20 protein-coding genes are annotated in these 22,754 nt (G+C 58.8%); 16 read left to right on the top strand and 4 right to left on the bottom strand.

Features of this window, described 5'->3' with window-relative positions:
- The first annotated feature begins 134 nt into the window (after positions 1–134).
- From ftsW to ACR3EH_RS04010, 16 genes are all read left to right on the top strand, one after another.
- Positions 135–1,298, top strand: coding sequence for a putative lipid II flippase FtsW (gene ftsW, locus ACR3EH_RS04085; protein WP_171092315.1), 1,164 nt, complete (start codon positions 135–137; stop codon positions 1,296–1,298).
- Positions 1,298–2,395, top strand: coding sequence for a UDP-N-acetylglucosamine--N-acetylmuramyl-(pentapeptide) pyrophosphoryl-undecaprenol N-acetylglucosamine transferase (locus ACR3EH_RS04080; RefSeq protein ID WP_171184986.1), 1,098 nt, complete (start codon positions 1,298–1,300; stop codon positions 2,393–2,395). The genes ftsW and ACR3EH_RS04080 overlap by 1 nt, the downstream gene beginning before the upstream one ends.
- Positions 2,392–3,801 carry a UDP-N-acetylmuramate--L-alanine ligase gene (gene murC / locus ACR3EH_RS04075; RefSeq protein ID WP_171646649.1) on the top strand — a complete coding sequence of 470 codons (1,410 nt, stop codon included), beginning with the start codon at positions 2,392–2,394 and terminating at the stop codon, positions 3,799–3,801. Before ACR3EH_RS04080 ends, murC begins: the two co-directional genes overlap by 4 nt.
- A 75-nt stretch (positions 3,802–3,876) precedes the next feature.
- A complete protein-coding gene (locus ACR3EH_RS04070; RefSeq protein ID WP_171184982.1) occupies positions 3,877–4,125 on the top strand; it encodes a DUF2484 family protein in 249 nt (82 codons plus the stop codon).
- On the top strand, positions 4,122–4,388 hold the full coding sequence (locus ACR3EH_RS04065; protein ID WP_171184980.1) for a DUF2484 family protein: 267 nt from the start codon (positions 4,122–4,124) through the stop codon (positions 4,386–4,388). Before ACR3EH_RS04070 ends, ACR3EH_RS04065 begins: the two co-directional genes overlap by 4 nt.
- Positions 4,389–4,409: 21 nt before the next feature.
- A complete protein-coding gene (locus tag ACR3EH_RS04060) occupies positions 4,410–4,703 on the top strand; it encodes a hypothetical protein (RefSeq protein ID WP_171184978.1) in 294 nt (97 codons plus the stop codon).
- Complete coding sequence (gene murB, locus ACR3EH_RS04055) at positions 4,700–5,626, top strand: UDP-N-acetylmuramate dehydrogenase (RefSeq protein WP_171184977.1); 927 nt, start codon at positions 4,700–4,702, stop codon at positions 5,624–5,626. The genes ACR3EH_RS04060 and murB overlap by 4 nt, the downstream gene beginning before the upstream one ends.
- A 108-nt stretch (positions 5,627–5,734) precedes the next feature.
- Complete coding sequence (locus tag ACR3EH_RS04050; protein ID WP_253762005.1) at positions 5,735–6,652, top strand: D-alanine--D-alanine ligase; 918 nt, start codon at positions 5,735–5,737, stop codon at positions 6,650–6,652.
- Positions 6,640–7,647 carry a cell division protein FtsQ/DivIB gene (locus ACR3EH_RS04045; RefSeq protein WP_171184973.1) on the top strand — a complete coding sequence of 336 codons (1,008 nt, stop codon included), beginning with the start codon at positions 6,640–6,642 and terminating at the stop codon, positions 7,645–7,647. Before ACR3EH_RS04050 ends, ACR3EH_RS04045 begins: the two co-directional genes overlap by 13 nt.
- An 8-nt stretch (positions 7,648–7,655) precedes the next feature.
- The gene (gene ftsA / locus ACR3EH_RS04040; protein WP_171675595.1) at positions 7,656–8,990 is read left to right on the top strand and encodes a cell division protein FtsA; all 1,335 of its coding nucleotides are present in this window, start codon (positions 7,656–7,658) and stop codon (positions 8,988–8,990) included.
- Positions 8,977–9,396 (top strand): hypothetical protein, encoded by a 420-nt coding sequence (locus ACR3EH_RS04035; protein ID WP_171092295.1) that lies wholly within the window; start codon positions 8,977–8,979, stop codon positions 9,394–9,396. Before ftsA ends, ACR3EH_RS04035 begins: the two co-directional genes overlap by 14 nt.
- 345 nt (positions 9,397–9,741) lie before the next feature.
- Positions 9,742–11,346 (top strand): cell division protein FtsZ, encoded by a 1,605-nt coding sequence (gene ftsZ / locus ACR3EH_RS04030; RefSeq protein ID WP_171184971.1) that lies wholly within the window; start codon positions 9,742–9,744, stop codon positions 11,344–11,346.
- Positions 11,347–11,559: 213 nt separating this feature from the next.
- Positions 11,560–12,480 carry a UDP-3-O-acyl-N-acetylglucosamine deacetylase gene (gene lpxC / locus ACR3EH_RS04025; protein ID WP_171184970.1) on the top strand — a complete coding sequence of 307 codons (921 nt, stop codon included), beginning with the start codon at positions 11,560–11,562 and terminating at the stop codon, positions 12,478–12,480.
- Positions 12,481–12,606: 126 nt separating this feature from the next.
- The gene (locus ACR3EH_RS04020) at positions 12,607–13,470 is read left to right on the top strand and encodes an outer membrane protein assembly factor BamD (protein ID WP_171675418.1); all 864 of its coding nucleotides are present in this window, start codon (positions 12,607–12,609) and stop codon (positions 13,468–13,470) included.
- A 36-nt stretch (positions 13,471–13,506) separates the two neighbouring features.
- Positions 13,507–15,156: a DNA repair protein RecN gene (recN, locus tag ACR3EH_RS04015; RefSeq protein WP_171675420.1), complete on the top strand. Its 1,650-nt coding sequence runs from the start codon at positions 13,507–13,509 to the stop codon at positions 15,154–15,156.
- A 100-nt stretch (positions 15,157–15,256) separates the two neighbouring features.
- Positions 15,257–16,942 carry a chloride channel protein gene (locus ACR3EH_RS04010; RefSeq protein WP_171184964.1) on the top strand — a complete coding sequence of 562 codons (1,686 nt, stop codon included), beginning with the start codon at positions 15,257–15,259 and terminating at the stop codon, positions 16,940–16,942.
- Between the two features lie 3 nt (positions 16,943–16,945).
- Here the strand turns inward: ACR3EH_RS04010 and ACR3EH_RS04005 are convergent, their stop codons facing one another.
- The 4 genes from ACR3EH_RS04005 to cobT all read right to left on the bottom strand — a co-directional run bounded on the left by ACR3EH_RS04005 (position 16,946) and on the right by cobT (position 22,699).
- On the bottom strand, positions 16,946–18,313 hold the full coding sequence (locus ACR3EH_RS04005; RefSeq protein ID WP_171184962.1) for a DUF3179 domain-containing protein: 1,368 nt from the start codon (positions 18,311–18,313) through the stop codon (positions 16,946–16,948).
- Between the two features lie 176 nt (positions 18,314–18,489).
- The gene (locus tag ACR3EH_RS04000) at positions 18,490–18,831 is read right to left on the bottom strand and encodes a DUF427 domain-containing protein (RefSeq protein WP_171184960.1); all 342 of its coding nucleotides are present in this window, start codon (positions 18,829–18,831) and stop codon (positions 18,490–18,492) included.
- 63 nt (positions 18,832–18,894) lie between these two features.
- On the bottom strand, positions 18,895–20,685 hold the full coding sequence (locus ACR3EH_RS03995; protein ID WP_171184958.1) for an aminopeptidase P family protein: 1,791 nt from the start codon (positions 20,683–20,685) through the stop codon (positions 18,895–18,897).
- Positions 20,686–20,821: 136 nt separating this feature from the next.
- Complete coding sequence (gene cobT, locus ACR3EH_RS03990; RefSeq protein ID WP_171092276.1) at positions 20,822–22,699, bottom strand: cobaltochelatase subunit CobT; 1,878 nt, start codon at positions 22,697–22,699, stop codon at positions 20,822–20,824.
- Positions 22,700–22,754 lie beyond the last annotated feature (55 nt).

Below are 22,754 nucleotides of genomic sequence, written 5' to 3'. Positions count from 1 at the left end.
TTCGAACGAAACAGCATGGGGGCTGAAAATCTGGTTTGGCCCTCATTCCACTAGCCCAAACACCAAATTGCATGTAGACTCTCAAACAGATCCCGAAAACGGGACGTTTACGAGGCAGAGAGTGGCGGTATCTCATGACTGAGATGGTGTATGGCGCGGTCCAGGACCAGCGCGGAGAACCGATTCTACCAAAGTGGTGGCGTACAATTGATCGCTGGACGATGTCCTGCGTGTTGATCCTTTTCACCATCGGTCTGTTGTTGGGTTTGGCCTCATCGCCGCCGCTTGCCGGGCGCAACGGATTCGATCCTTTCCATTATGTCGAGCGTCAGGCCATCTTCGGCGGATTGGCGCTGATTGCGATGCTGCTGACATCGATGATGTCACCAACGCTGGTGCGGCGTTTGGCCGTCCTTGGTTTTCTGGCGTCATTTGTAGCGCTGGTCTTCCTTCCGGTCTTTGGAACCGACTTTGGAAAAGGCGCGGTGCGTTGGTATTCGCTGGGCTTTGCCTCTCTGCAACCGTCCGAGTTCTTGAAACCCGGCTTCATAGTTGTGGCGGCATGGTTGCTGGCCGCGTCGCAAGAGATCAATGGCCCTCCTGGGCGTATCTGGTCCTTTGCGCTGTGCATGTCGATCGTTGGGATGTTGGTGATGCAGCCCGATTTCGGTCAGGCCTGCCTGATCCTGTTCGGCTGGGGCGTGATGTATTTCGTGGCGGGCGCCCCGATGCTTTTGCTCGTCGGCATGGCGGGGGCGGTCGTTTTGGCTGGTATGTTTGCCTATTCAAACTCCGAACACTTTGCCCGCCGCATCGATGGCTTCTTGAATCAAGAGGTCGATCCGACCACCCAGCTTGGCTATGCCACTAACGCCATTCGCGAAGGCGGGTTGTTCGGCGTTGGTGTCGGGGAAGGGCAAGTGAAATGGTCGCTGCCTGATGCGCACACCGATTTCATCATTGCTGTCGCGGCCGAGGAATACGGCCTGATCCTGGTGCTGATTATCATCGCGCTCTATGCGTTGATTGTCGTGCGCTCGTTGCTGCGGCTGATGCGCGAACGGGACATGTTCATACGTCTGGCAGGCACCGGATTGGCCTGCATGTTCGGCGTTCAGGCGATGATCAACATGGGCGTCGCCGTGCGCCTGTTGCCCGCCAAGGGCATGACGTTGCCTTTTGTCAGTTATGGCGGCTCGTCGCTGATTGCGGGCGGCATTGCCATCGGCATGTTGCTGGCCTTTACCCGAACCCGTCCACAGGGCGAGCTTGGCGATATTCTGCGCGGACGAGGATAATGGGGAACCCTTACCTGTTAATTGCGGCTGGCGGAACCGGGGGACATATGTTCCCCGCTCAGGCCCTGGCCGAGGCTTTGCTTCACAAAGGTTGGCGCGTGCGCTTGTCCACCGATGCACGCGGTGCGCGCTATACCGGCGCCTTCCCGGATGCGACCGAGATTACCGAGGTGTCCTCGGCCACCTTTGCTCGCGGCGGTTTAGCAGCCAAGGCGCTGGTCGGCCCCAAGATCGTGGGCGGCGTGACCAGCATGGCGTTCCAGATGATGCGTGATAAGCCCGACGTGGTTGTCGGGTTTGGCGGGTATCCGTCGATCCCTGCGCTGGGCGCGGCAACGCTGCTGAAAATCCCGCGCATGATTCATGAACAGAACGGTGTGTTGGGCCGTGTGAACAAGCTGTTCGCCACTCGCGTTGCACAGGTTGCATGCGGTGTCTGGCCAACGGACCTGCCCGAAGGGGCGCAGGGCGTCCACACCGGCAATCCGGTACGCGCCGCCGTTCTGGACCGCGCCGCCGCAGGATACATTCCACCCGGCGATTACCCGATGTCGATTTTGGTCATGGGCGGCTCACAAGGTGCGCGTATCCTGAGCGATGTGGTGCCCGAGGCCATTGCCGCCTTGCCTGAAAACATCCGTAACCACATCCGCGTTTCACATCAGGCCCGGGATGAAGACAGCGCGCGAGTCACAGCGTTCTACACTGATCATGGTATCCGCGCCGAAGTTCAGACCTTTTTCGCGGACGTGCCCCGTCGCATGTCGGACGCCCAATTGGTCATTTCGCGTTCGGGTGCATCCAGCGTGGCCGATATCTCGGTCATCGGGCGACCCTCAATCCTGATCCCCTTTGCCGCTGCTGCCGGAGATCACCAAACCGCCAATGCGCGTGGATTGGTACAGGCGGGCGGTGCGATAATGATCCCTGAAAATGCGCTTGACGTTCGCGCCTTGACGCAGCAAATCACCACGGTTCTGACCAACCCCGAAGCCGCACAGAAAATGGCCCATGCCGCCCTTTCGACCGGTGCCCCCGACGCGACCGAGCGTTTGGTACATCTTGTCGAACAACTGGCGCAGAAGGAGACCGCATGAATCCCGCAACCAAACTGCCGCAAGACGTAGGACCGATCCACTTTGTTGGAATCGGAGGGATCGGGATGTCCGGCATCGCCGAGGTGCTTTTGAATCTGGGGTATCGGGTGCAGGGCTCGGACCTGAAGGCATCCAAGATCACTGACCGGCTGGCGGGTTTGGGGGCTGAAATCTTTGTCGGGCAGCGGGCTGAAAACCTTGAAAACGCCGCTGTTGTGGTTGTTTCGACTGCGATTAAACCCGGCAACCCGGAACTGGATGAGGCACGCGCCCAAGGACTGCCCGTTGTCCGGCGTGCTGACATGCTGGCCGAGTTGATGCGCCTACGCTCGAACATCGCGATTGCGGGCACACACGGCAAGACCACCACGACCACGATGATGGCTGAGCTAATGGTGGCGGGTGACTTCGACCCGACCGTGATCAATGGCGGCATCATCCACGCTTATGGCTCGAATGCGCGCATGGGGCAGGGCGAATGGATGGTGGTTGAGGCTGACGAATCCGACGGCTCGTTCAATCGTCTGCCCGCGACCATCGCCATCGTTACCAATATCGACCCCGAGCATATGGAGCATTGGGGGGATTTCGACAAATTGCGTGATGGGTTCCACGAATTCGTCTCGAACCTGCCTTTCTATGGTCTGGCCGTTTGCTGCACGGATCATGCCGAGGTGCAGGCTTTGGTCGGGCGCATCACGGACCGCCGTGTGCGCACCTATGGCTTCAATGCTCAGGCAGACGTGCGGGCCGAGAATCTGACCTACAAAGGCGGCGTTGCGCATTTCGACATTCACCTGCAATACGAAGACAAAGTGATCGAAGGCTGTACCCTGCCGATGCCTGGGGACCACAACGTCTCGAACGCGCTGTCTGCGGTGGCGGTTGCCCGCCATTTGGGTATGAAAGCGAATGAGATCCGCGAGGCCCTGGCCAATTTCGGTGGGGTCAACCGTCGCTTCACCAAGGTCGGGGAGGTCGATGGGGTTACCATCATCGACGATTATGGCCATCACCCGGTCGAAATCGCTGCGGTCCTCAAAGCTGCGCGCCAAGCGACCGAAGGCCGTGTCATCGCTGTCCACCAACCTCACCGTTACTCACGTCTGTCCAACCTGTTTGACGACTTCTGCACCTGCTTCAACGATGCGGATGTCGTGGCCATCGCCGAAGTGTTTGCGGCCGGGGAGGACCCGATTGAAGGGGCCAGCCGCGATGATCTGGTGCAAGGGCTTATCCGCCATGGACACCGTCACGCACGAGCGCTGTTGGATGAAAACGATCTTGAACGTCTGGTTCGGGAACAAGCCCGTCCAGGGGACATGGTCGTCTGTCTCGGGGCGGGGACCATCAGTGCATGGGCCAATGGTCTGCCAGAGAGACTGATGAGAAAACAAGCCGTTTGACATTCCGGGTTGTTGATGCGCAACCATAGGATGTATTGACCTGCTACCCGCCATCACCATCCTTCGGAGGGGGAAATGGATTTTTCCGTGATCTTTTCAGCCCTCTGGGTGATCTGTGCCACTGTTGTGGCGATGATGCCAATGCGGCTGCAATTCCCACCGGGGATTGTACTTTTGATTTGTGCGCCGGTTTTGATCGTTTGGTTGGGATATGACCATGGCTGGGTTTGGTCTGCTCTCGCTTTTGGCGGCTTTGTTTCGATGTTTCGCAATCCGATCCGCTATTTCTGGCGTAAATGGACGGGCCGAGAGGTGGCGGAATGAGTTGGTCCCTTGCTCTGGCCGCTCTTTGGGGGTTGTCCGCCAATATCCTTGCGATGGTTCCCAGCAAGGATAACCACTGGACACGTGCTTATGTCCTGATTGTCGTGGGAATCCCAATTCTGGGTTATGTCACATATCAGCACGGTCCGTGGATCGGCCTGTTGGTGCTGGGTATGGGCATGTCGATGCTGCGCTGGCCGGTGATTTACCTGAGCCGTTGGACAAAAGCGAAAATGCAGGGCATGAAGGCGGCTAACAAGTAACGGCCATATTCAGGAGGCCACATGGTCGATATTGCCACATTCGCCTATTTGCCACTCATTTCTTTGATACTTGGCGGAGTTGCCGGGCTAATTGCCGGGCTCTGGATCGGTGTCAGAGGATTGTTTTGGCTCATCGGCCTGACCTCGGCAGTTGCGTTGGCGCTGATCGTGATGCTGGCGGGCGTCAGCACGGGCGAGGAAGAGCAGGCATTTGGTCCCTTCATCTGGCTGACTGGATCGGTCCTGCCGTTCCTGCTTGCTGTTATCGTGGGTGGAGTTGGCGCGCGCAGCCTAGTGAAAAAGTCAACCACATGAGCAATCTGCCCGAAGTTCGGGGTCGTCTGACCCCGGCCCGACCGCTGAACGATCTGACATGGCTGCGCGTTGGTGGCCCCGCAGACTACTTATTCCAACCCGCCGACGTCGAGGACCTGCAAACGTTTTTGCGCGGTCTTCCGTCGGATGTTCCGGTTTTCCCAATGGGTGTCGGTTCAAACCTGATCGTGCGTGACGGTGGCTTGCGCGCTGTGGTGATCCGCTTGGGACGCGGTTTCAACGGGATCGAGATCGAAGGAAACACGGTCACCGCAGGCGCGGCGGCATTGGACGCCCATGTGGCGCGCAAAGCAGCGGATGCCGGGGTCGATCTGACCTTTTTGCGTACCATACCCGGTTCTGTTGGCGGGGCGGTTCGGATGAACGCGGGCTGTTATGGCAGCTACACGGCGGATGTCTTGCGCAAAGCGACTATTGTCACCCGACGGGGTGAATTGCTTGACCTGACCCCCGAAGATCTGAACTTCCGCTACCGCCAGTCCGATCTGCCTGAAGGCTCCGTGTTGATTTCGGCGACGTTTCAAGGGCCCTCTGGCGACCCGGCAGAGCTTCACGCCCGCATGGAAGCGCAACTGAAAATGCGTGATGAAACCCAGCCCACTAAAGATCGTAGCGCCGGGTCAACTTTCCGCAATCCGGCCGGGTTTTCGTCGACGGGGCAGGCGGATGACGTGCATGATCTCAAGGCGTGGAAAGTGATTGATGACGCCGGAATGCGTGGCGCGACGCTGGGTGGTGCACAGATGAGCCCCAAACACTCGAATTTCCTGATCAATACCGGTGCGGCCACTGCCGCTGACCTGGAAGGTCTGGGCGAAGAAGTGCGAAAAAAGGTTTACGAAACAAGCGGCATCACGCTAGAGTGGGAAATCATGCGGGTCGGTGATCCGCTGAAAGAATAAAGCCCCAACCGTCAGACCAATAACAGGCTAATTCAGGCGACGGATCAAAGGCATAACGCAGTACGGACCACCACATAAGGTCCGGGGACATTGAGGCGCACGTTGGGAATGTCGAGCAGGACAATCCCCAAAGTGGCGGTATTGATGGGTGGACCCTCGGCGGAACGCGAGGTGTCTCTCAGCTCTGGGCGCGAATGCGCAGCCGCCCTTGTGGGAGAAGGCTTTGAAGTGGTCGAACTGGACGCAGGTCCCGACCTTTATGCGCGCCTTTTGGACATCAAACCGGATGTGGCTTTCAACGCCCTGCATGGACGCTGGGGTGAAGATGGTTGTGTGCAGGGTCTGCTGGAGTGGATGCGGATTCCCTACACCCATTCCGGCGTTTTGGCCTCGGCCCTCGCGATGGATAAACAGCGCAGCAAAGAAGTGTATCAGGCCGAGGGCTTGCCGATCGTGCCCAGCGTGATCGTGCCAAAGGTCGAAGTCATCGAAGTCCACGTGATGGAGCCACCCTATGTGGCCAAGCCCAATAATGAGGGTTCAAGCGTCGGTATCTACATCGTGCACGAAAACGCCAATGGTCCGCCGCAGCTGGATGAAGCGATGCCCGATCAGGTCATGGTCGAGAAATACGTGGCCGGGCGCGAGCTGACCGTGACTGTGATGGGGGACCGACCCCTGACCGTGACCGAAATCATGACGGATGATGGCTGGTACGACTACGACGCCAAGTACAAACCCGGCGGATCTTGGCATGTTCTGCCCGCTGACGTTCCGCAAGACATTTTCGATCGTTGCATGGATTACGCCGTGCGCGCGCATGATGTGTTGGGGTGCAGGGGCGTCAGCCGTACCGATTTCCGGTGGGATGACAGCATGGGCGCTGATGGTCTGTTTCTGCTGGAAACCAACACGCAACCCGGAATGACGCCCACGTCGCTGGCCCCGGAACAGGCCGCCCATCTGGGCATGACATTTGGCCAGCTATGCGCCTGGATGGTGGAGGACGCCTCATGCGACCGTTGACCGCCAGCCGTTCACTGGAAATCCATCGATCCAAACCGCTTGCGGGGCCGGATGCTGATTTCGCATCCGCAGACACGGAAACGCACGAAGCAGAGCCGATTTTGCGCCTGCGCGGGGCGCGGGTGTTTTCCCGCACCGCACGCCGCAACGATCCGGCACCGTCGCGCCTGAGCTACAGGCTTCAGCGCTGGATGCTCACGCCGGGCATCCGCATGGGTGTCAAAGTCGGTTTGCCGATCTGTGCTGTTGCTGCGGCCGTTGGGCTTTACTTCGCCTCGCCAGAGCGGCGCGATGCTGTCACGGCCTTTGTTGCCGATATACGCACTTCGATTCAGGAACGTCCTGAGTTCATGGTCAATCTGATGGCCATTGATGGGGCTGGCACCAGCTTGTCCGAGGACATCCGCGAGGTCGTGCCTTTGGATTTCCCGATCAGTTCCTGGGACCTGGATGTCGAACACATGCGCGATACGATAACCGGCCTGGACCCGGTGAAATCAGCAACCGTGCGCATCCGTCCGGGCGGTATCCTGCAGGTGGATGTAGTTGAGCGTCAGCCAGCGATAGTCTGGCGCACCCGCGATGGGCTGGAATTGTTGGATGATACCGGAGCCCACGTCAAAGAGACTCCTTCGCGTAAGGACCATTCAGACCTGCCTTTGATTGCCGGCAAGGGCGCGGACGCTCATGTCGCTGAAGCGCTTGAGATCTTTCAAACCTCGCGCAGCCTGGGCAACCGCGTGCGTGGGCTGGTGCGCGTGGGCGAGCGGCGCTGGGATCTGGTTCTGGACCGTGGCCAGCGCATCATGTTGCCGACCACCCGCCCGGTGCGTGCGCTCGAACGCGTGCTGGCTGTCAACGAAGTGCAGGACCTTCTGGAACGTGATGTGGCCGTTGTCGACATGCGCCTTGGCCAGCGTCCAACCATCCGAATGAGCAAAGCCGCCAGCGAAGACTGGTGGAATACAAAAGTGAACGTGAGTAACGGGCAGTAACGACCATGATGACCGATCTTTATCAGTCCCAACGCGCTATGCGCCAGATGCGGCGGCAGGCATTGCAACGCGGTGTGATTGCCATTCTGGATGTGGGTAGCTCAAAGATCGCCTGCCTTGTTTTGCGTTTTGACGGCACGGGTCGGCTGAGTGAAGACAACACCATCGGTTCGATGGCAGGCCAGACAGGGTTCCGCGTCATTGGCGCGGCGACCACGCGCTCGCGCGGTGTACAATTTGGCGAAGTCACCGCCATGCAGGAAACCGAACGCGCCATCCGTACCGCGTTGCAAGCGGCGCAGAAGATGGCCGATATGCGCGTCGATCACGTGATCGCCTGCTTTTCGGGGGCCAATCCGCGCTCTTATGGGTTGGATGCGCAAGTCGACCTTGATGGTCAGCTTGTTACCGAGGCCGAGGTCGGCCGTGTTCTGAACGCCTGCGACGTGCCAGATTACGGTGAGGGGCGCGAGGTGTTGCATGCGCAGCCGGTGAACTTTGCGCTCGACAACCGATCGGGTCTGATCGATCCCCGCGGCCAGATGGGTCAAAGCCTCGCGGTCGACATGCATATGTTGACCGTAGACGCGATGGCGATCCAGAATATCGTGCGTTGTATCAAGCGTTGTGATCTTGAGCTCGCAGGTATTGTCAACTCGGCCTATGTGTCGGGTATCTCCGCTTTGGTCGAAGATGAGCAGGAGCTGGGCGCAGCCTGTATCGACATGGGTGGTGGCACCACCAGCGTGTCGATCTTCATGAAGAAGCACATGATCTACGCGGATTGCGTCGGAATGGGCGGCGATCACGTAACCAGCGACATCTCGATGGGTCTGGGTGTGCCTGCGGCTGTGGCCGAACGGATCAAAACCTTCAACGGGGGCGTGCACGCAACCGGGGCCGATGACCGGGATATGATCGATATCGGTGGTGACACCGGTGACTGGGAACATGACCGTCGCACTGTAAGTCGGGCCGAGCTGATCGGCATCATGCGCCCGCGCGTCGAAGAGATTCTGGAAGAGGTCCGCGTGCGTCTTGACGCCGCTGGGTTCGAACATATGCCAAGCCAACAAATCGTTCTGACAGGAGGCGGTAGCCAGATCATGGGGCTGGACGGACTTGCCACCCGCATTCTGGGACAGCGCGTGCGTCTGGGACGCCCGTTGCGTGTGCATGGCCTGCCGCAATCGGCGACGGGCCCTGCGTTTTCCTCTGCCGTGGGTCTCAGCCTGTTTGCGGCCCATCCTCAGGATGAATGGTGGGATTTCGAGATCCCGGTCGACACCTATGCTGCGCGCCCGTTCAAACGCGCAGTGCGGTGGTTCCGTGATAACTGGTAAGCACTTGCGCTGGGCCGCGCTTGGCGCTGCCCTGTTGCCTGGCTGGGCCACGGCGCAGAGTATGATCACGCCAGACGCGTTTCTGGACGCTGCGGTCGGCAAAACTCTTACGTTTTACGAGATTCGCAGTGGCGATCTGGTCGGGACCGAGCAATTTCTGAACCGTCGCGTCTCGGTTTGGCGGGAAGAGGGCCGGGGATGTGTTTATGGGCAAATCACGACGCCAAACGGTCAGATCTGCTTTCTTTATGACAACGATCCGGACGGAATCCCGGTTTGCTGGTGGCCGTTTTTGCACGAAGGCCGTCTGATGGTGAGGCTGGCTTCATTTGCAGACGGAGAAATTCAGGAAGTGCGTAGTATCACGGAAAGCAGCCTGAACTGTCCAAACGCCCCGACCAGTTGAAGTTTCCGGTTGCGGCGCGCAGTTTTATCCCTCAAAATATCCACAGGGCCCGTCAGAGGTCTCGCGGCAGGACCTGAGCAGTTTTCCGCAGTGTAGAAATAGTCTGTCTGTGCGCGAAGGAGGGGATTCCTTCGCGGGGTGATGGGTGTCTTGTTATGGTCGCCGATGTTTCCGCTATATCTGGCAGTGCCTGCGAAATGCCGCCGGTTGCTGCCTTATTTTCTCCATATTTTGTGGCAAAACGCGATTTTTGACGTGACCTTTTCGCATCATCCGGCTAGAATCGAACAAGGATAGGTAAGAAAAACACCGCTTTGGCGGGACATAAATACAGGCGGACAGAGCATGACATTGAATCTTTCGATGCCCGGGCACGACGAACTGAAGCCTCGGATTACAGTATTTGGCGTTGGCGGTGCAGGCGGGAACGCCGTCAATAATATGATTGAGAAACAGCTGGACGGCGTCGACTTTGTGGTCGCCAACACCGACGCGCAGGCGCTGCAGCAAAGCCAGTCTTCGGCACGCGTGCAGTTGGGCGTGAAGGTCACCGAAGGTCTGGGCGCAGGGGCTCGTCCAACCGTTGGCGCGGCAGCCGCCGAAGAAAGCATCGAGCAGATCGTCGATCATCTGGCAGGCGCGCATATGTGCTTTATCACCGCCGGTATGGGCGGCGGCACCGGCACCGGCGCTGCACCGATCATCGCGCAAGCCGCCCGTGAATTGGGTGTGCTGACGGTGGGTGTCGTCACCAAGCCTTTCCAATTCGAAGGCGCCAAGCGGATGCGTCAGGCCGAAGACGGCGTTGAAGCACTGCAAAAGGTTGTCGACACGCTGATTATCATTCCGAACCAGAACCTGTTCCGTCTGGCCAACGAAAAGACCACCTTTACCGAAGCCTTCTCGATGGCAGACGACGTTCTGTATCAAGGCGTTAAGGGTGTGACGGACCTGATGGTTCGTCCTGGCCTGATCAACCTCGATTTTGCCGATGTTCGTGCCGTGATGGACGAGATGGGCAAAGCGATGATGGGAACCGGCGAGGCAACCGGCGAAGATCGTGCGGTTCAAGCGGCAGAAAAAGCCATTGCCAACCCGCTGCTGGACGAAATCAGCCTCAAAGGCGCGAAGGGCGTGCTGATCAACATCACCGGCAGCCACGACCTGACCCTGTTCGAACTGGACGAAGCGGCCAACCGCATTCGCGAAGAAGTGGACCCCGAAGCAAACATCATCGTCGGGTCGACGCTGGACACAGCCATGGAAGGCGGCATGCGTGTATCGGTCGTTGCGACCGGTATCGACGCCAGCGAAAAACCCGTGGATGTACCTGTTGCGCGTCGGTCAATGTCCGAGCCACTGACACGCACCGTTTCGGCGGAAGAGCACATTCAGGAAGACGCACCTGTTGCAGCCGAAATGGTAGAAGCCGCGCCTCAGATGGAAGAGCCTCGTGAACCTTCGCTGTTTGAGGCAGCGGAAGAGCCTGCGCAACCGCAGTTCCTGCCGCGAGACGAGCGGGAAGAGGATGATCTGCCGCCTCCGGCGTACCAGCCGCGCGTCGCCGACTTTGAGCCGCAGCCCGAACACGTCGAACCCGCGTCCGAAAGCTTTGTCGCCCCGCGCGGCCATGCGGCAGGGACACCGTCGCCTGAAGCGCTGCAGCGTCTGCAGGCGGCTGTACAAAAGGTTCCGTCTGCGCCGCAGCGTCCGGCTGCACCGCGTCAGCCCGAGGCCGTTTCGCAGCCCGAACCTGAAGAGCGGTCGCGTTTTGGCTTCAATCGTCTGATCGATCGGATGACCGGTCATGCTGCGGATACACCGGCGCAAGCACCGCGTCAGCAACCGGTTCTGCGCCAGTCCGAGGCCACCGCGCCGGTCCAGGATGAGGCCGATCCGGAGCAGGATCGTATCGAAATTCCTGCCTTCCTGCGCCGTCAAGCCAACTGATCGCGGTAACAAAATCCACTCACAGGGCCGCTTCTTAGCGGCCCTTTATCGTTTAGAAATGGTGGTTTACGAATATGTAAGCAGGGTTTTGCCGATCTGTTACATACATGTTTCATTCGGTTACAAAGAGTGAGTTGAGCCTTGACGCAGGCTTCCTTAACTGAGTGTCCAACACAGCCCTCGCAGGCTGGACACTGCTCACCGAGGCCCATTTTGCAACATACGCTCAAATCTCCGGTCACGTTCAAAGGCGTTGGACTGCATGGCGGCCAACCCGCAACCATGGTTCTAAAGCCTGCTGCGGCGGGGCATGGGATTTGGTTCAAACGTACGGATATTCATCTGGGCGATGCGATGATCCCGGCCATCTACCATGCGGTCGAGCGTTCCCCGCTCTGCACGCGACTGGTGAATGACTCAGGCGTCTCGGTCTCGACCATTGAACATATCATGGCCGCATTGGCCGGATGTGGTGTACACAATGCGCTGATCGAGATTGATGGTCCCGAAGTGCCGATCATGGACGGGTCTTCGATCGACTTCGTGCGCGGTATCATGGCAAAAGGCGTGCGCCGTCAAGCCAGCCCGGTTCTGGCCTATGAGGTTCTGAAGCCCGTGACCGCGTCGCGCGAAGGCGCGGATGCCAGTATCGTTCCTGCCGACGGTTTGATCATCGACTTCCACATTGATTTCGAAGACAGCGCAATCGGCAGCCAGACCAAAACGCTGGATATGCGCAACGGTTCCTTTGCGCGCGAACTCAGCGATTGCCGTACATTCTGCCGTCGCACGGATGTCGAAGCCATGCGTGCCAACGGGCTGGCCTTGGGCGGTACGCTGGACAATGCCGTTGTTGTTCAGGGCGACGAGGTACTGACGCCCGGTGGTTTCCGCCGCGCCGACGAAGCTGTGCGTCACAAGATGCTGGATGCTCTGGGTGACCTCTATCTGGCAGGTGGTCCGATTTTGGGCCACTTCACCGGTAACAAATCGGGCCATTCTCTGACCAACACCCTTCTGCGCAACCTGTTCGAGACACCCGGTGCGGTGCGTCCGATGCTGTGTACGCCGCAGCAGGCCGCACGTCTGCCGGGGCAGGGCCTTATTGTAAACGAAATTCCGGAAGTCGCCTGATCTGATCAACTCTGACGACATTTGCGCCAGAAGTTGCATAAGGCGTTTTGCACCGGAATTTTCTGTGCTAGACCATGGCTCAATTCGGGGCGAACCCCCTTAAGTAAGACGACAAGGATGGGCGGTATGGTTGGCAGCAAAGCGGCAGTCAGACTCGCAGGCGCGCTTCTTCTGACAGCAGTTTTGGCAGCGTGTGGTAACGGAGGCGGCCTTTTCGGCAACAAAGGCGCTGACCGGAGCCAGAACCTTGAAGGGTTCACGCCGGAACAGATCTACACCCGTGGTGAATACGAACTGTCGCAGAATCGCTCGGACGATGCGGCTTGGTATTTCTCGGAAGTTGAACGCCTGTATCCTTATTCCGATTGGGCCAAACGTGCGCTGATCATGCAGGCGTTTTCGTTCCACTCGGACAAGAACTATGAAGAAAGCCGGGCTGCGGCGCAGAGATACATCGACTTCTACCCCACGGATGAAGATGCAGCTTACGCGCAATACCTGCTGGCGCTCAGCTACTATGATCAGATCGATGAGGTCGGGCGCGATCAGGGCCTGACCTTTCAGGCGTTGCAATCGCTGCGCACCGTGATCGAGGTGTATCCCGACAGCGAATATGCCACCTCGGCGGTTTTGAAATTCGACCTCGCCTTTGACCATCTGGCAGGCAAAGAGATGGAGATCGGGCGCTATTACCTGCGTCAGGATCACTACATCGCGGCGATCAATCGATTCCGCGTTGTTGTTGAAGATTTCCAGACGACCTCTCACACCGCTGAAGCGCTCTATCGTCTGGTCGAGGCTTATTTGTCCCTTGGCCTGCTGGACGAAGCGCAGACAGCCGGTGCCATCCTTGGCTATAACTATCAGTCCTCGGAATGGTATGACGATGCATACAAGCTGCTGACGTCGCGCGGTCTTGATCTCAAGAGCCGTGGCAACAACTGGCTCAGCACGATCTATCGTCAGACCATCAAGGGTGAATGGTTGTAATCGCCATGGCTTCTGGCTTGGGACGCTAAAGACCCGATGCTGCGCGCCCTAGATATCCGCGACATGCTCATCATCGACCGGTTGGAACTGACCTTCCAACCGGGTTTGAACGCTTTGACCGGGGAAACAGGGGCTGGCAAATCGATCCTTCTGGATTCGCTTGGGTTCGTATTGGGCTGGCGCGGACGGGCCGAATTAGTGCGGCAGGGTGCAGCACAGGGCGAGGTCGTCGCCGAGTTTGAACTCTCCACCGACCATCCCGCTCATGCGATTCTGTCTGAAGCCGGCTTGCCGGGGGGCGAAGAACTGATCCTGCGTCGGGTCAACACCGCCGAGGGTCGTAAGACCGCCTGGGTCAATGACCGGCGCTGCTCGGGCGACGTGTTGCGGGCTCTGTCTGAAACCTTAATCGAATTGCACGGCCAGCATGACGATCGTGGGTTGCTGAATCCGCGCGGGCATCAGGCGATGCTGGACGATTTCGCTGATGTATCGGGGCATTTGGCCAAAGTGCGTGCGGCCTGGTCCGAGATGTCCCGTGCGCGTAAAGCCCTGGCCGAAACCGAGGCCGCACTGGAAGCTGTCCGCAGCGAAGAAGAATTCCTGCGCCACGCTGTGGCCGAACTGGACCAGCTTGATCCGCAACCGGGCGAAGACGCCGAACTGGATGCCCGCCGCCGCATGATGCAGGGGGCCGAACGCATCCGGGATGATGTCGCCCGCGCCTTCGCGCTGTTGTCCGGGGATGGGGCCGAAGGCGCAATGTCTGACGCTATCCGCTGGTTGGAAGGCGTGTCAGACAACGCAGGTGGTCAATTGGAAGAACCGATTGCCGCGCTTGGGCGGGCGATGATCGAACTGGGCGAGGCGCAGGACGGCGTGAATGCATGCCTTCAGGCGCTGGATTTCAACCCGGCGGAACTGGAACAGGCCGAAGAACGCCTGTTCGCCATCCGTGCACAAGCGCGAAAGCATGATGTATCACCGGATGATCTGGGAACATTTGCCGACACTCTGCGCGACCAGTTGAATCGGTTGGAGGCGGGTGACGCCGATCTGGCGGATAAACGTACAGCCGTGAACGCGGCGCAGAACGCTTATGACTCCGCTGCTGCTGAGCTGAGCGCAGCCCGCAAGGCGGCTGCTGGGCGGCTTGATGCGGCCGTCATGACTGAACTGGCCCCGCTCAAGATGGAACGCGCCGTGTTCCAAACCGAGCTCACTTTAGCAGAGCCGGGCCCCGAAGGCACTGACGCAGTTGCGTTCACCGTGGCGACCAATCCCGGCGCTCCGGCTGGTCCGCTGAACAAGATTGCATCGGGCGGTGAACTCAGCCGTTTTTTGCTGGCGCTCAAGGTCTGTCTTACTGGCGATGACAGCGCGCGCACGATGATCTTTGACGAAATTGACCGAGGCGTTGGCGGTGCCACAGCCGATGCAGTTGGGCGCAGGCTGGCGTCACTGGCGCAGGGCGGTCAGGTTCTTGTTGTCACCCATTCGCCTCAGGTTGCCGCCCGTGCCGCGCATCACTGGCGTGTGCAGAAACAGGTGACAAAGGGACAAACCCTGTCCACCGTAATTCCCTTGGCGGAACCGGACCGTGTGGATGAGATCGCGCGAATGGTGGCAGGTGATACAATCACCGAGGAAGCACGCGCTGCTGCCCGGGCCCTGCTGCAAGCCTGATATGCCTGTGGCGTGAATCAGTGCTCACACTGTCGCTATCTCACTTTTATATGGGCGCTCCGTGGCTTACTAAGGGTTAAGAGATGATCCCCGAGGGCCAATGACCCAATCGACCCGCACCGTTCTGCGCAACCAGTTCAATCAGGCTCTGGCCGCGATTAAGGATGCGTGGCGGGTGATGCTGCGCCGGGGGCCGAGCCAGATCCAGTTTTGGTTCATCGCACTGGCCATCGGTATCGCGGCAGGGTTCATGGCGCTTGGCTTCCGCAAAGCCATCCGTTCCCTGCAGGCTTACCTTTACGACACGGATGATATCCTGCTGCTGCACAGCCATGCCGAGAAGTTGCCGTGGTTCATGGTTCTGATTATTCCCATCGTCGGCGGCCTGCTTGTGGGCGTCATCTTGAACCGGTTCACCAATGACGGGCGTGTACGGTCTGTGGCCGATGTAATCGAAGGCGCCGCCGTGACGGACGGCCGGGTTGAGGTCAAGGCCGGGATCGCGTCGTTTTTTGCTTCTCTGATCACGCTCAGTTCGGGCGGGTCAACGGGCCGGGAAGGGCCTGTAGTGCATATGGCCGGAGTGATTTCCACCTGGGTCAGCAACCGCATCCACGCGGACGGGATCACGGGGCGTGACCTTTTGGGATGTGCCGTTGCCGCCGCTGTTTCAGCCAGTTTCAACGCGCCCATCGCGGGGGCCTTATTTGCGCTCGAGGTCGTGCTGCGCCATTTCGCCGTTCATGCCTTTGCGCCGATCGTTATCGCCTCGGTCGCGGGAACGGTGATCAACCGGCTGGAATACGGCGATGTTACCGAATTCACCCTGGATACGCCGGGGTCGCTGCAATTTTATGTCGAACTTCCGGCTTTCCTGATCCTCGGTCTGATCTGTGGATTTGTCGCCCTGCTGCTGATGCGATCGATCTTCTTTGCTGAGGATATCGGCAGTCATATCCAAAGCCGTCTATCCATCCCGGGGTGGCTGCGCCCGGCGGTCTCTGGAGCGATGCTGGGGCTGATGGCGATCTGGTTCCCGCATATCATCGGCGTGGGATACGAGACCACAATTCGTGCTCTGACGGGTGATCTGGTGCTGACAACGGCCATCCTGTTTGCCGTGACCAAAACGGTTGCCGTTGCCATCACCATGGGCGGGCGAATGGGCGGTGGTGTGTTTTCTCCCTCACTTATGGTGGGCGCGCTGACCGGGCTGGCCTTTGGACTGATCGCCACCGGACTGTTGCCGGACGTGTCCGGAACACACACGCTTTATGCCTTTGCCGGAATGGGTGCTGTGGCTGCGGCGGTGCTGGGTGCACCTATTTCGACCACACTGATTGTCTTTGAATTGACCGGGGATTGGCAGATCGGTCTTGCGGTGATGGTGACGGTTTCTATGTCCACTGCGCTGGCCTCGCGTCTTGTGGATCGGTCCTTCTTCCTGACCCAACTGGAACGGCGGGATGTCCATCTGGCGGCCGGGCCGCAGGCATATCTGTTGGCCATGCTGCGCGCCGGGGCCGTCATGCGCCCAATCGGTGACCCGCGTTCGATCACCAAGGAAGAAGCGCAAGGACTGATCGAGCAGGGCCTGTGCATTCAGGCCAGCGCCACACTGGAAGCCGCCATGCCCTATTTCGACCGGGCGGACATCCCTTGTATTCCGGTGGTTATTCTGGATGCCGATGGAACTGAAACACCGGTAGGTGCGCTTTACCACATTGATGCGCTCAAGGCCTACAACAGGGCGCTTGCCGCCACCGCGGCCGAGGAACATTCCTGATCCTCAACCACCGTAGACGCTGGCTGCATCTCCCAGGTAATTGTCCCACGCAAACCAATAAGAGATGTGGCCCGCAACCCGAGACAAGCGTGTGCCATCCGTTCCGATCAACGCGTCTTCAGTCACGGTCCAGCTTTGACCTCTGCCATCCTGCAAACCTGTTTGCGTGGCCTTGAATGTATGACCTTTGCGCTCATAGGCGCGTACGCTGCGTTCCTTTGGGTCCCCGATCAGAACCAGTGGCGTTTGGGCGATGGCGTCGTTTATCACCGGCTTGTGCTTGAATGCATCCAGCGGCCATGCGCGCGCGGCTCCGAACTGGCGCACGGCAAAGATGTAATCTTTCTGCCGATGTCTGGACTGATCCACCACAGCCGGGAACATCAACTCGCTTGAGGCGAAGTAGTCTCTATAGACGACACCCGACCCATAATTGCGCCGATGCCCGGTATTCAGAGACAAGACGCGCGTCTTTGGGTGCGAGGTTTTCCAACTGTCCCACGTAGTGATCACAACCGGGCGCTGTTTCAACGTGATGCCGCTATTCACCAATGAACCCACAACAGGTTTGCCGGTGTATTGGTTCCAAAGCGAATGTGTCTCGCGGTCAAACATCAGCTTGTTCGAGCGATAAAGGAACCCTGACGAGCCAAAAATGAACGGTTTTCGCCGCCCCGCCACTTGCGTTTCAAAAAGAATGCCGGACCCGCAAAGCGTGCAATAGGCCAGCGCCACGGGTACTCCGCCGATCACGTCATTGAACATCTCGTGCCAGCCCATGATCCGCAACGGATAGGCACGCTCGTCCCCGTCGATTGCTACGCCGAAGACCAGATCATCGCCTTTAAGATATCCGGCATTCGAAGGTGAAATCAGAGTTGGGTTGTCCAAAGACGGAATACCGTCCTTATGCACTCCGCCCCATGCGATTTCTTCCAAACGGATCCTCATCAGGTCGCGTTGCAGGTATTCGGGTTGCAGGAACACGTCGAAGTTCGGGTCGATCCGCAGCAGAACCTCGCGCTTGAACGGGATAAGCGACGGATGAGGGGTAATCTGCGGGTTCCGCTCCTGCCACAGCATCCACTCGAACCAGTCATTGCCATAGCGCTGCCCGGTCAGAGCCTCCATCACCTCGACGATCTCGTCTCGCCGACGGTCGGCATAACGCATCGCGGTCAACAACCCAGGAACAACATCCGGCTGCCCACGATCCTTGAGGTACGCCATCTGCGCCTCAAACGCGGTACGTCGCCCCTCCAGCGTGCTACGCAAAGCTTCAAGCACTGGATCCTGCTGTGCCCAAAGCGCGCTTGGGGCAAGCGCACCAGCCCCGATCATCCCTGCAAAACCGCGACGTGAAATCAACATGGAAGCCTCCGGTGATACCCGCAGGTAAGTGTGCCGCAATTGCCGCTCACATGCATTCCACAGCTGCGTGAGGGTAGGAAATAGAGAGCGCTTTCGCTTCCAGAATCTTTACAATAGTCACAAAAAACGGGCCTTCCGGCCCGTTTGAATGCGCAACAAAGATCGCTAAGCAGAGACTAAATCTGCTCTACCTTCACTGATTCCACAGGATAAAATGCCAGATGATCTTTGATCTCAGCCACGTCCGGGATTGGGTCCTCGTAGCTCCAGACTGCATTTTCGGTCACGGATGATTTGTTGACGATGGAAAAATGCGTTGCGTCGCCCTTGCCGGGGCAATGGGTCACTTTGTCGGTACGGTCTAAAAAGGCCATCGCGATGTCGTTGCGCGGGAAGTAGATCACCGGATCCTTGTCGCCTTCGTGCAGTTCCAGCGCATTGTTTGTCTCGCCCAGGATCGCACCGCCCGAGCGGACACTCCATTTGCCCGGCGCTTTTTGGATCGTGATCTCGGTCATTCCTGTTCCTTCCTTCGTCGTATTCGGGCCTCTCCTCTGCCCGTTCTATGTAACAGCCCGGTGTCAGACCGGCGCAGTTGCGGCATCCAACCACAGTTGCGCGTCACGTCCCAGCCTTGGGCGGATCTTTTCCGCAACGTCGCGGTGGTAGGCATTCAGCCAGTCACGTTCGTCGGGTGTCAACATATCGACCAGGATCAGCCTGCGGTCAATCGGTACGAAAGTCAGGGTCTGCCAGTTCAGCATTGCACGCTCTGCGTCGCTGCCGGGCAGGGCGGGAGCCTCTTCCACTACGACAAGGTTTTCAATGCGGATGCCAAAAGCGCCTTCACGATAGTACCCAGGCTCGTTTGACAGGATCATACCTGGCTGCAACGGCACATGGCTTACCCTTGACAGGCGCTGCGGCCCTTCGTGAACACTCAGATAAGCTCCGACCCCGTGGCCGACCCCATGATTGAAGTCTTGCCCTGCGGCCCAAAGCGGCGTTCGCGCCACGCATTCGATGTCACGACCTGCAAGCCCTGCAGGCCAGCGCAACATCGACATGGCAATCATGCCTTTCAGAACACGTGTGAAACAGGTTTTCTCTTCATCGCCAACTTCGCCGATGGCAATGGTTCGTGTGATATCGGTTGTACCGTCCAGATATTGCCCGCCGCTGTCCAGAACCAGAATGTGACCGTCTTCCAAGCGGCTGTCGGTTTCTTCGGTCACGCGATAATGCATGATCGCACCGTTTGGCCCGGTCCCTGCGATGGTGTCGAACGAGATATCCTGAAGCGCATTGTCCTTGCGCCGGTTCTCTTCCAAGCGCGTGACCACTTGAGTCTCGGTCACACTGGCAGGGGCTTGCTCGTCCAGCCAGCAGAGGGTCTCGATCACGGCCACTGCATCACGCAAATGCGCTTCGGCGCTGCCCGCGATTTCGGCAGGGTTTTTGCAGGCTTTGGGCAGGGCACAAGGATCGCCACCTTCAGTCATCGCGGTCCCCACCACATCCGCTACGATCTGGGGCAGGGTGCCAATGTCCACTTGAACTGGTCCCTCCAGTGCGCCGACCGTGTCGAGAAAAGTCTGCGGGTCATGCACGGTCACATTTGAACCTAGATGATCCCTGACTTCGGCCAGCTTGTCGGCTGTCATGAACAGGTCGACCCTGCCATCTGCATGTAAAATCGCAAAACCATGTGCGACCGGGTTATAGGCAATGTCAGATCCGCGAATATTCAACAGCCACATTATCGAATCCGGCAGGGTGAGGACCGCAGCACTATTCCCATTCCGCTGCAAATCTTTGGCCAGACGCGTAATTTTGCTGTCCGACGACTCCCCGGCAAATTCAATCGGATGCACCTTGACCGGGTTCATGGGTGGTGCAGGTTGATCCGCCCAGATCCGGTCAACAAGGTTCTCACATCTCACTGGTTCGATACCGGTACCGTCCAGGTCACGTATCAAGTCGGAAATCTGACCTGCAGCGTGCAGCCAAGGATCAAACCCCACCTTGCCCCCGTTGGGCAGCTGCTCTTTCAGCCACGCGCTCAGGCTGACCTCGGGCCAGGGCACTGGCGTGAAGTCATCGGCAACCTGTGCCTTAACCTGCGTACGATAGCGCCCGTCAATGAAGACCCCGGCGACATCAGGCAAGGCGGCGCAAAACCCGGCCGAGCCTGTAAAACCCGTTAACCAAGCCAAACGTTCATCACGTGGGGCCACATATTCCCCTTGATGGGCGTCCGCGCGCGGTATCAGAAACCCATCCAAACCCGCTTGCGCCATTTCCGCTCGCAGCGCGGTCAACCTTGGTGGGCCTTGTTCCGGGCGGGCAGTCACTTGAAAGGATTGGAACATGAAGGGCCTCATTCACTGTGGTACCGGCAGACCCTGAGGCGCAGTGGAACAAATGTCCAGATCAGTATGACCCGAACAAAAGCCGATCCCAGACTTCATCTTTTCAAAAATACTCCCGCCGGAGGCAAGGCCAGCCTCAGCTGGCCTTTCGCATCCCCATCACCCGGGCCCGTGCGCGCGGATCACTGTCGAACAAAGCCGCCAACTGTTCGGTCATAGCTCCTGCCAGCTGTTCCACATCGGTGATTGTCACGGCGCGGTCATAATACCGGGTCACGTCGTGGCCGATCCCGATGGCCAACAGTTCCACCATCTTGCGCTTTTCGACCATGGCGATCACATCGCGAAGGTGTTTTTCCAGATAGTTGGCCGGGTTCACGCTCAGCGTGGAATCATCGACCGGAGCACCATCCGAAATGACCATCAGGATCTTTCGCGCCTCGCGCCGCGCCAGCATCCTACGATGCGCCCATTCCAAGGCCTCACCGTCGATGTTTTCCTTCAGTAAGCCCTCTTTCATCATCAGGCCCAGATTGGGGCGCGCTCGACGCCAGGGCGCGTCGGCACCCTTATAAATGATATGGCGCAGATCGTTCAGACGCCCCGGCTGCTGCGGGCGGCCATCGTTTAGCCAAGCCTCGCGCGCCTGACCACCTTTCCACGCCCGCGTGGTAAAACCCAGAATCTCGACCTTCACATTGCAGCGTTCCAGCGTCCGCGCCAGAACATCCGCACAGATGGCCGCGATCGAAATCGGACGTCCCCGCATCGAGCCGGAATTGTCCAGTAGCAGTGTGACCACTGTATCGCGGAATTCGGTATCTTTCTCGACCTTGAAGCTCAATGGTGTGGTTGGATTCGCCACCACACGCGCCAGACGACCGGCATCCAGAATACCTTCTTCACGGTCGAACTCCCAACTGCGGTTCTGTTGTGCCTGCAGTCGACGCTGTAGCTTGTTGGCCAGGCGGCTCACAGCCCCCTTCAGCGGTTCCAGCTGCTGATCAAGATAGGCACGCAACCGTTCCAGCTCGGCAGGTTCCGCCAGGTCCTCGGCAGCGATTTCTTCGTCATGGGTATCCAGATAGACTTTGTAATCCGGGTCAGCCTCGGATGCTGGCGGCGGGGCAGGTGGCTCCATCGGGGCCTCACCTTCAGGCATCTCCGCCTCATCGCCCAGCTCATCCTCGGCCATCTCATCCATCGAGACCTGTGCCTGAGATTGATCCTGTTGCTCTTCCTGGCTTTGTTCAGGGGTGGCGTCGGCGTCCTGCTCGTCCTGATCATCCTGACCGGTGCTGTCTGGGTCGGGCTGTTCTTCAGCGTCTTCCTCGGCCTGATCTTCCTGCTCATCGTCCAGCTCATCAGGGTCATCCCCAAGCTGGTCGCCATAGCCCAGATCCTTGATCACCTGACGGGCAAATTTGGCAAACTCGGCCTGATCCGAGAGAATTTCGTCCAGATTCTCCAGCGTGCCTCCGGCCTGTTCCTCGATGAAGCCGCGCCACAGGTTCATGATGTTCTCGGCCGCAGGCGGCAGATCGCGCCCGGTGGCCAGATGCCGGATCAGATATCCTGCTGCCACGGCCAGAGGTGCATCGGCAGGCTGTTTGCATTGGTCATAGCCACGCCGGATCGCCTCATGCCCGATCTTGACGTCGATATTGCTGGCGGTGCCGGGCATATCCCGAGCGCCCATCGCTTCGCAGCGAGCGGTCTCCATCGCCTCATAGAGGTCCCGCGCCATATCACCCGGCGGGGCATAGCGTGCATGAGTGGCATCGTCGTGATATTTGCGCTGCAAGGCCAGAGCGTCGGCAGTGCCGCGCGCCAGAAGCACCTCTTCGCGCGTCATCCGGCGCGATACCTGAGGCAAACGCATCGACTCGCCGGACATGCCCGAAGGATCAACCGTATAGGTTACGGACAGCTCGGGGTCATCGGCCATGACCTTGGTTGCCTCGGCCAAAGCCTTCTTGAACGGATCAGCAGGGTTGTCGTTCTTCTGTGCCATGTCCCCAAGCCTTTCACATTGCAGCCCCGATTTCCATCAGCAGGGAAACAGGAAC

This window comes from Ruegeria sp. BG7, assembly GCF_056535685.1.
Note: the sequence above shows the minus strand (reverse complement) of the source record. Positions and strands in the feature narration are given on the sequence as shown.

Excerpts from the sequence above, each read along its gene's own strand:
- ftsW (WP_171092315.1), top strand. The coding sequence starts at position 135 with ATGACTGAGATGGTGTATGGCGCGGTCCAGGACCAGCGCGGAGAACCG.
- ACR3EH_RS04080 (WP_171184986.1), top strand. The coding sequence starts at position 1,298 with ATGGGGAACCCTTACCTGTTAATTGCGGCTGGCGGAACCGGGGGACAT.
- murC (WP_171646649.1), top strand. The coding sequence starts at position 2,392 with ATGAATCCCGCAACCAAACTGCCGCAAGACGTAGGACCGATCCACTTT.
- ACR3EH_RS04070 (WP_171184982.1), top strand. The coding sequence starts at position 3,877 with ATGGATTTTTCCGTGATCTTTTCAGCCCTCTGGGTGATCTGTGCCACT.
- ACR3EH_RS04065 (WP_171184980.1), top strand. The coding sequence starts at position 4,122 with ATGAGTTGGTCCCTTGCTCTGGCCGCTCTTTGGGGGTTGTCCGCCAAT.
- ACR3EH_RS04060 (WP_171184978.1), top strand. The coding sequence starts at position 4,410 with ATGGTCGATATTGCCACATTCGCCTATTTGCCACTCATTTCTTTGATA.
- murB (WP_171184977.1), top strand. The coding sequence starts at position 4,700 with ATGAGCAATCTGCCCGAAGTTCGGGGTCGTCTGACCCCGGCCCGACCG.
- ACR3EH_RS04050 (WP_253762005.1), top strand. The coding sequence starts at position 5,735 with ATGTCGAGCAGGACAATCCCCAAAGTGGCGGTATTGATGGGTGGACCC.
- ACR3EH_RS04045 (WP_171184973.1), top strand. The coding sequence starts at position 6,640 with ATGCGACCGTTGACCGCCAGCCGTTCACTGGAAATCCATCGATCCAAA.
- ftsA (WP_171675595.1), top strand. The coding sequence starts at position 7,656 with ATGACCGATCTTTATCAGTCCCAACGCGCTATGCGCCAGATGCGGCGG.
- ftsZ (WP_171184971.1), top strand. The coding sequence starts at position 9,742 with ATGACATTGAATCTTTCGATGCCCGGGCACGACGAACTGAAGCCTCGG.
- ACR3EH_RS04020 (WP_171675418.1), top strand. The coding sequence starts at position 12,607 with ATGGTTGGCAGCAAAGCGGCAGTCAGACTCGCAGGCGCGCTTCTTCTG.
- recN (WP_171675420.1), top strand. The coding sequence starts at position 13,507 with ATGCTGCGCGCCCTAGATATCCGCGACATGCTCATCATCGACCGGTTG.
- ACR3EH_RS04010 (WP_171184964.1), top strand. The coding sequence starts at position 15,257 with ATGACCCAATCGACCCGCACCGTTCTGCGCAACCAGTTCAATCAGGCT.
- ACR3EH_RS04005 (WP_171184962.1), bottom strand. The coding sequence starts at position 18,313 with ATGTTGATTTCACGTCGCGGTTTTGCAGGGATGATCGGGGCTGGTGCG.
- ACR3EH_RS04000 (WP_171184960.1), bottom strand. The coding sequence starts at position 18,831 with ATGACCGAGATCACGATCCAAAAAGCGCCGGGCAAATGGAGTGTCCGC.
- ACR3EH_RS03995 (WP_171184958.1), bottom strand. The coding sequence starts at position 20,685 with ATGTTCCAATCCTTTCAAGTGACTGCCCGCCCGGAACAAGGCCCACCA.
- cobT (WP_171092276.1), bottom strand. The coding sequence starts at position 22,699 with ATGGCACAGAAGAACGACAACCCTGCTGATCCGTTCAAGAAGGCTTTG.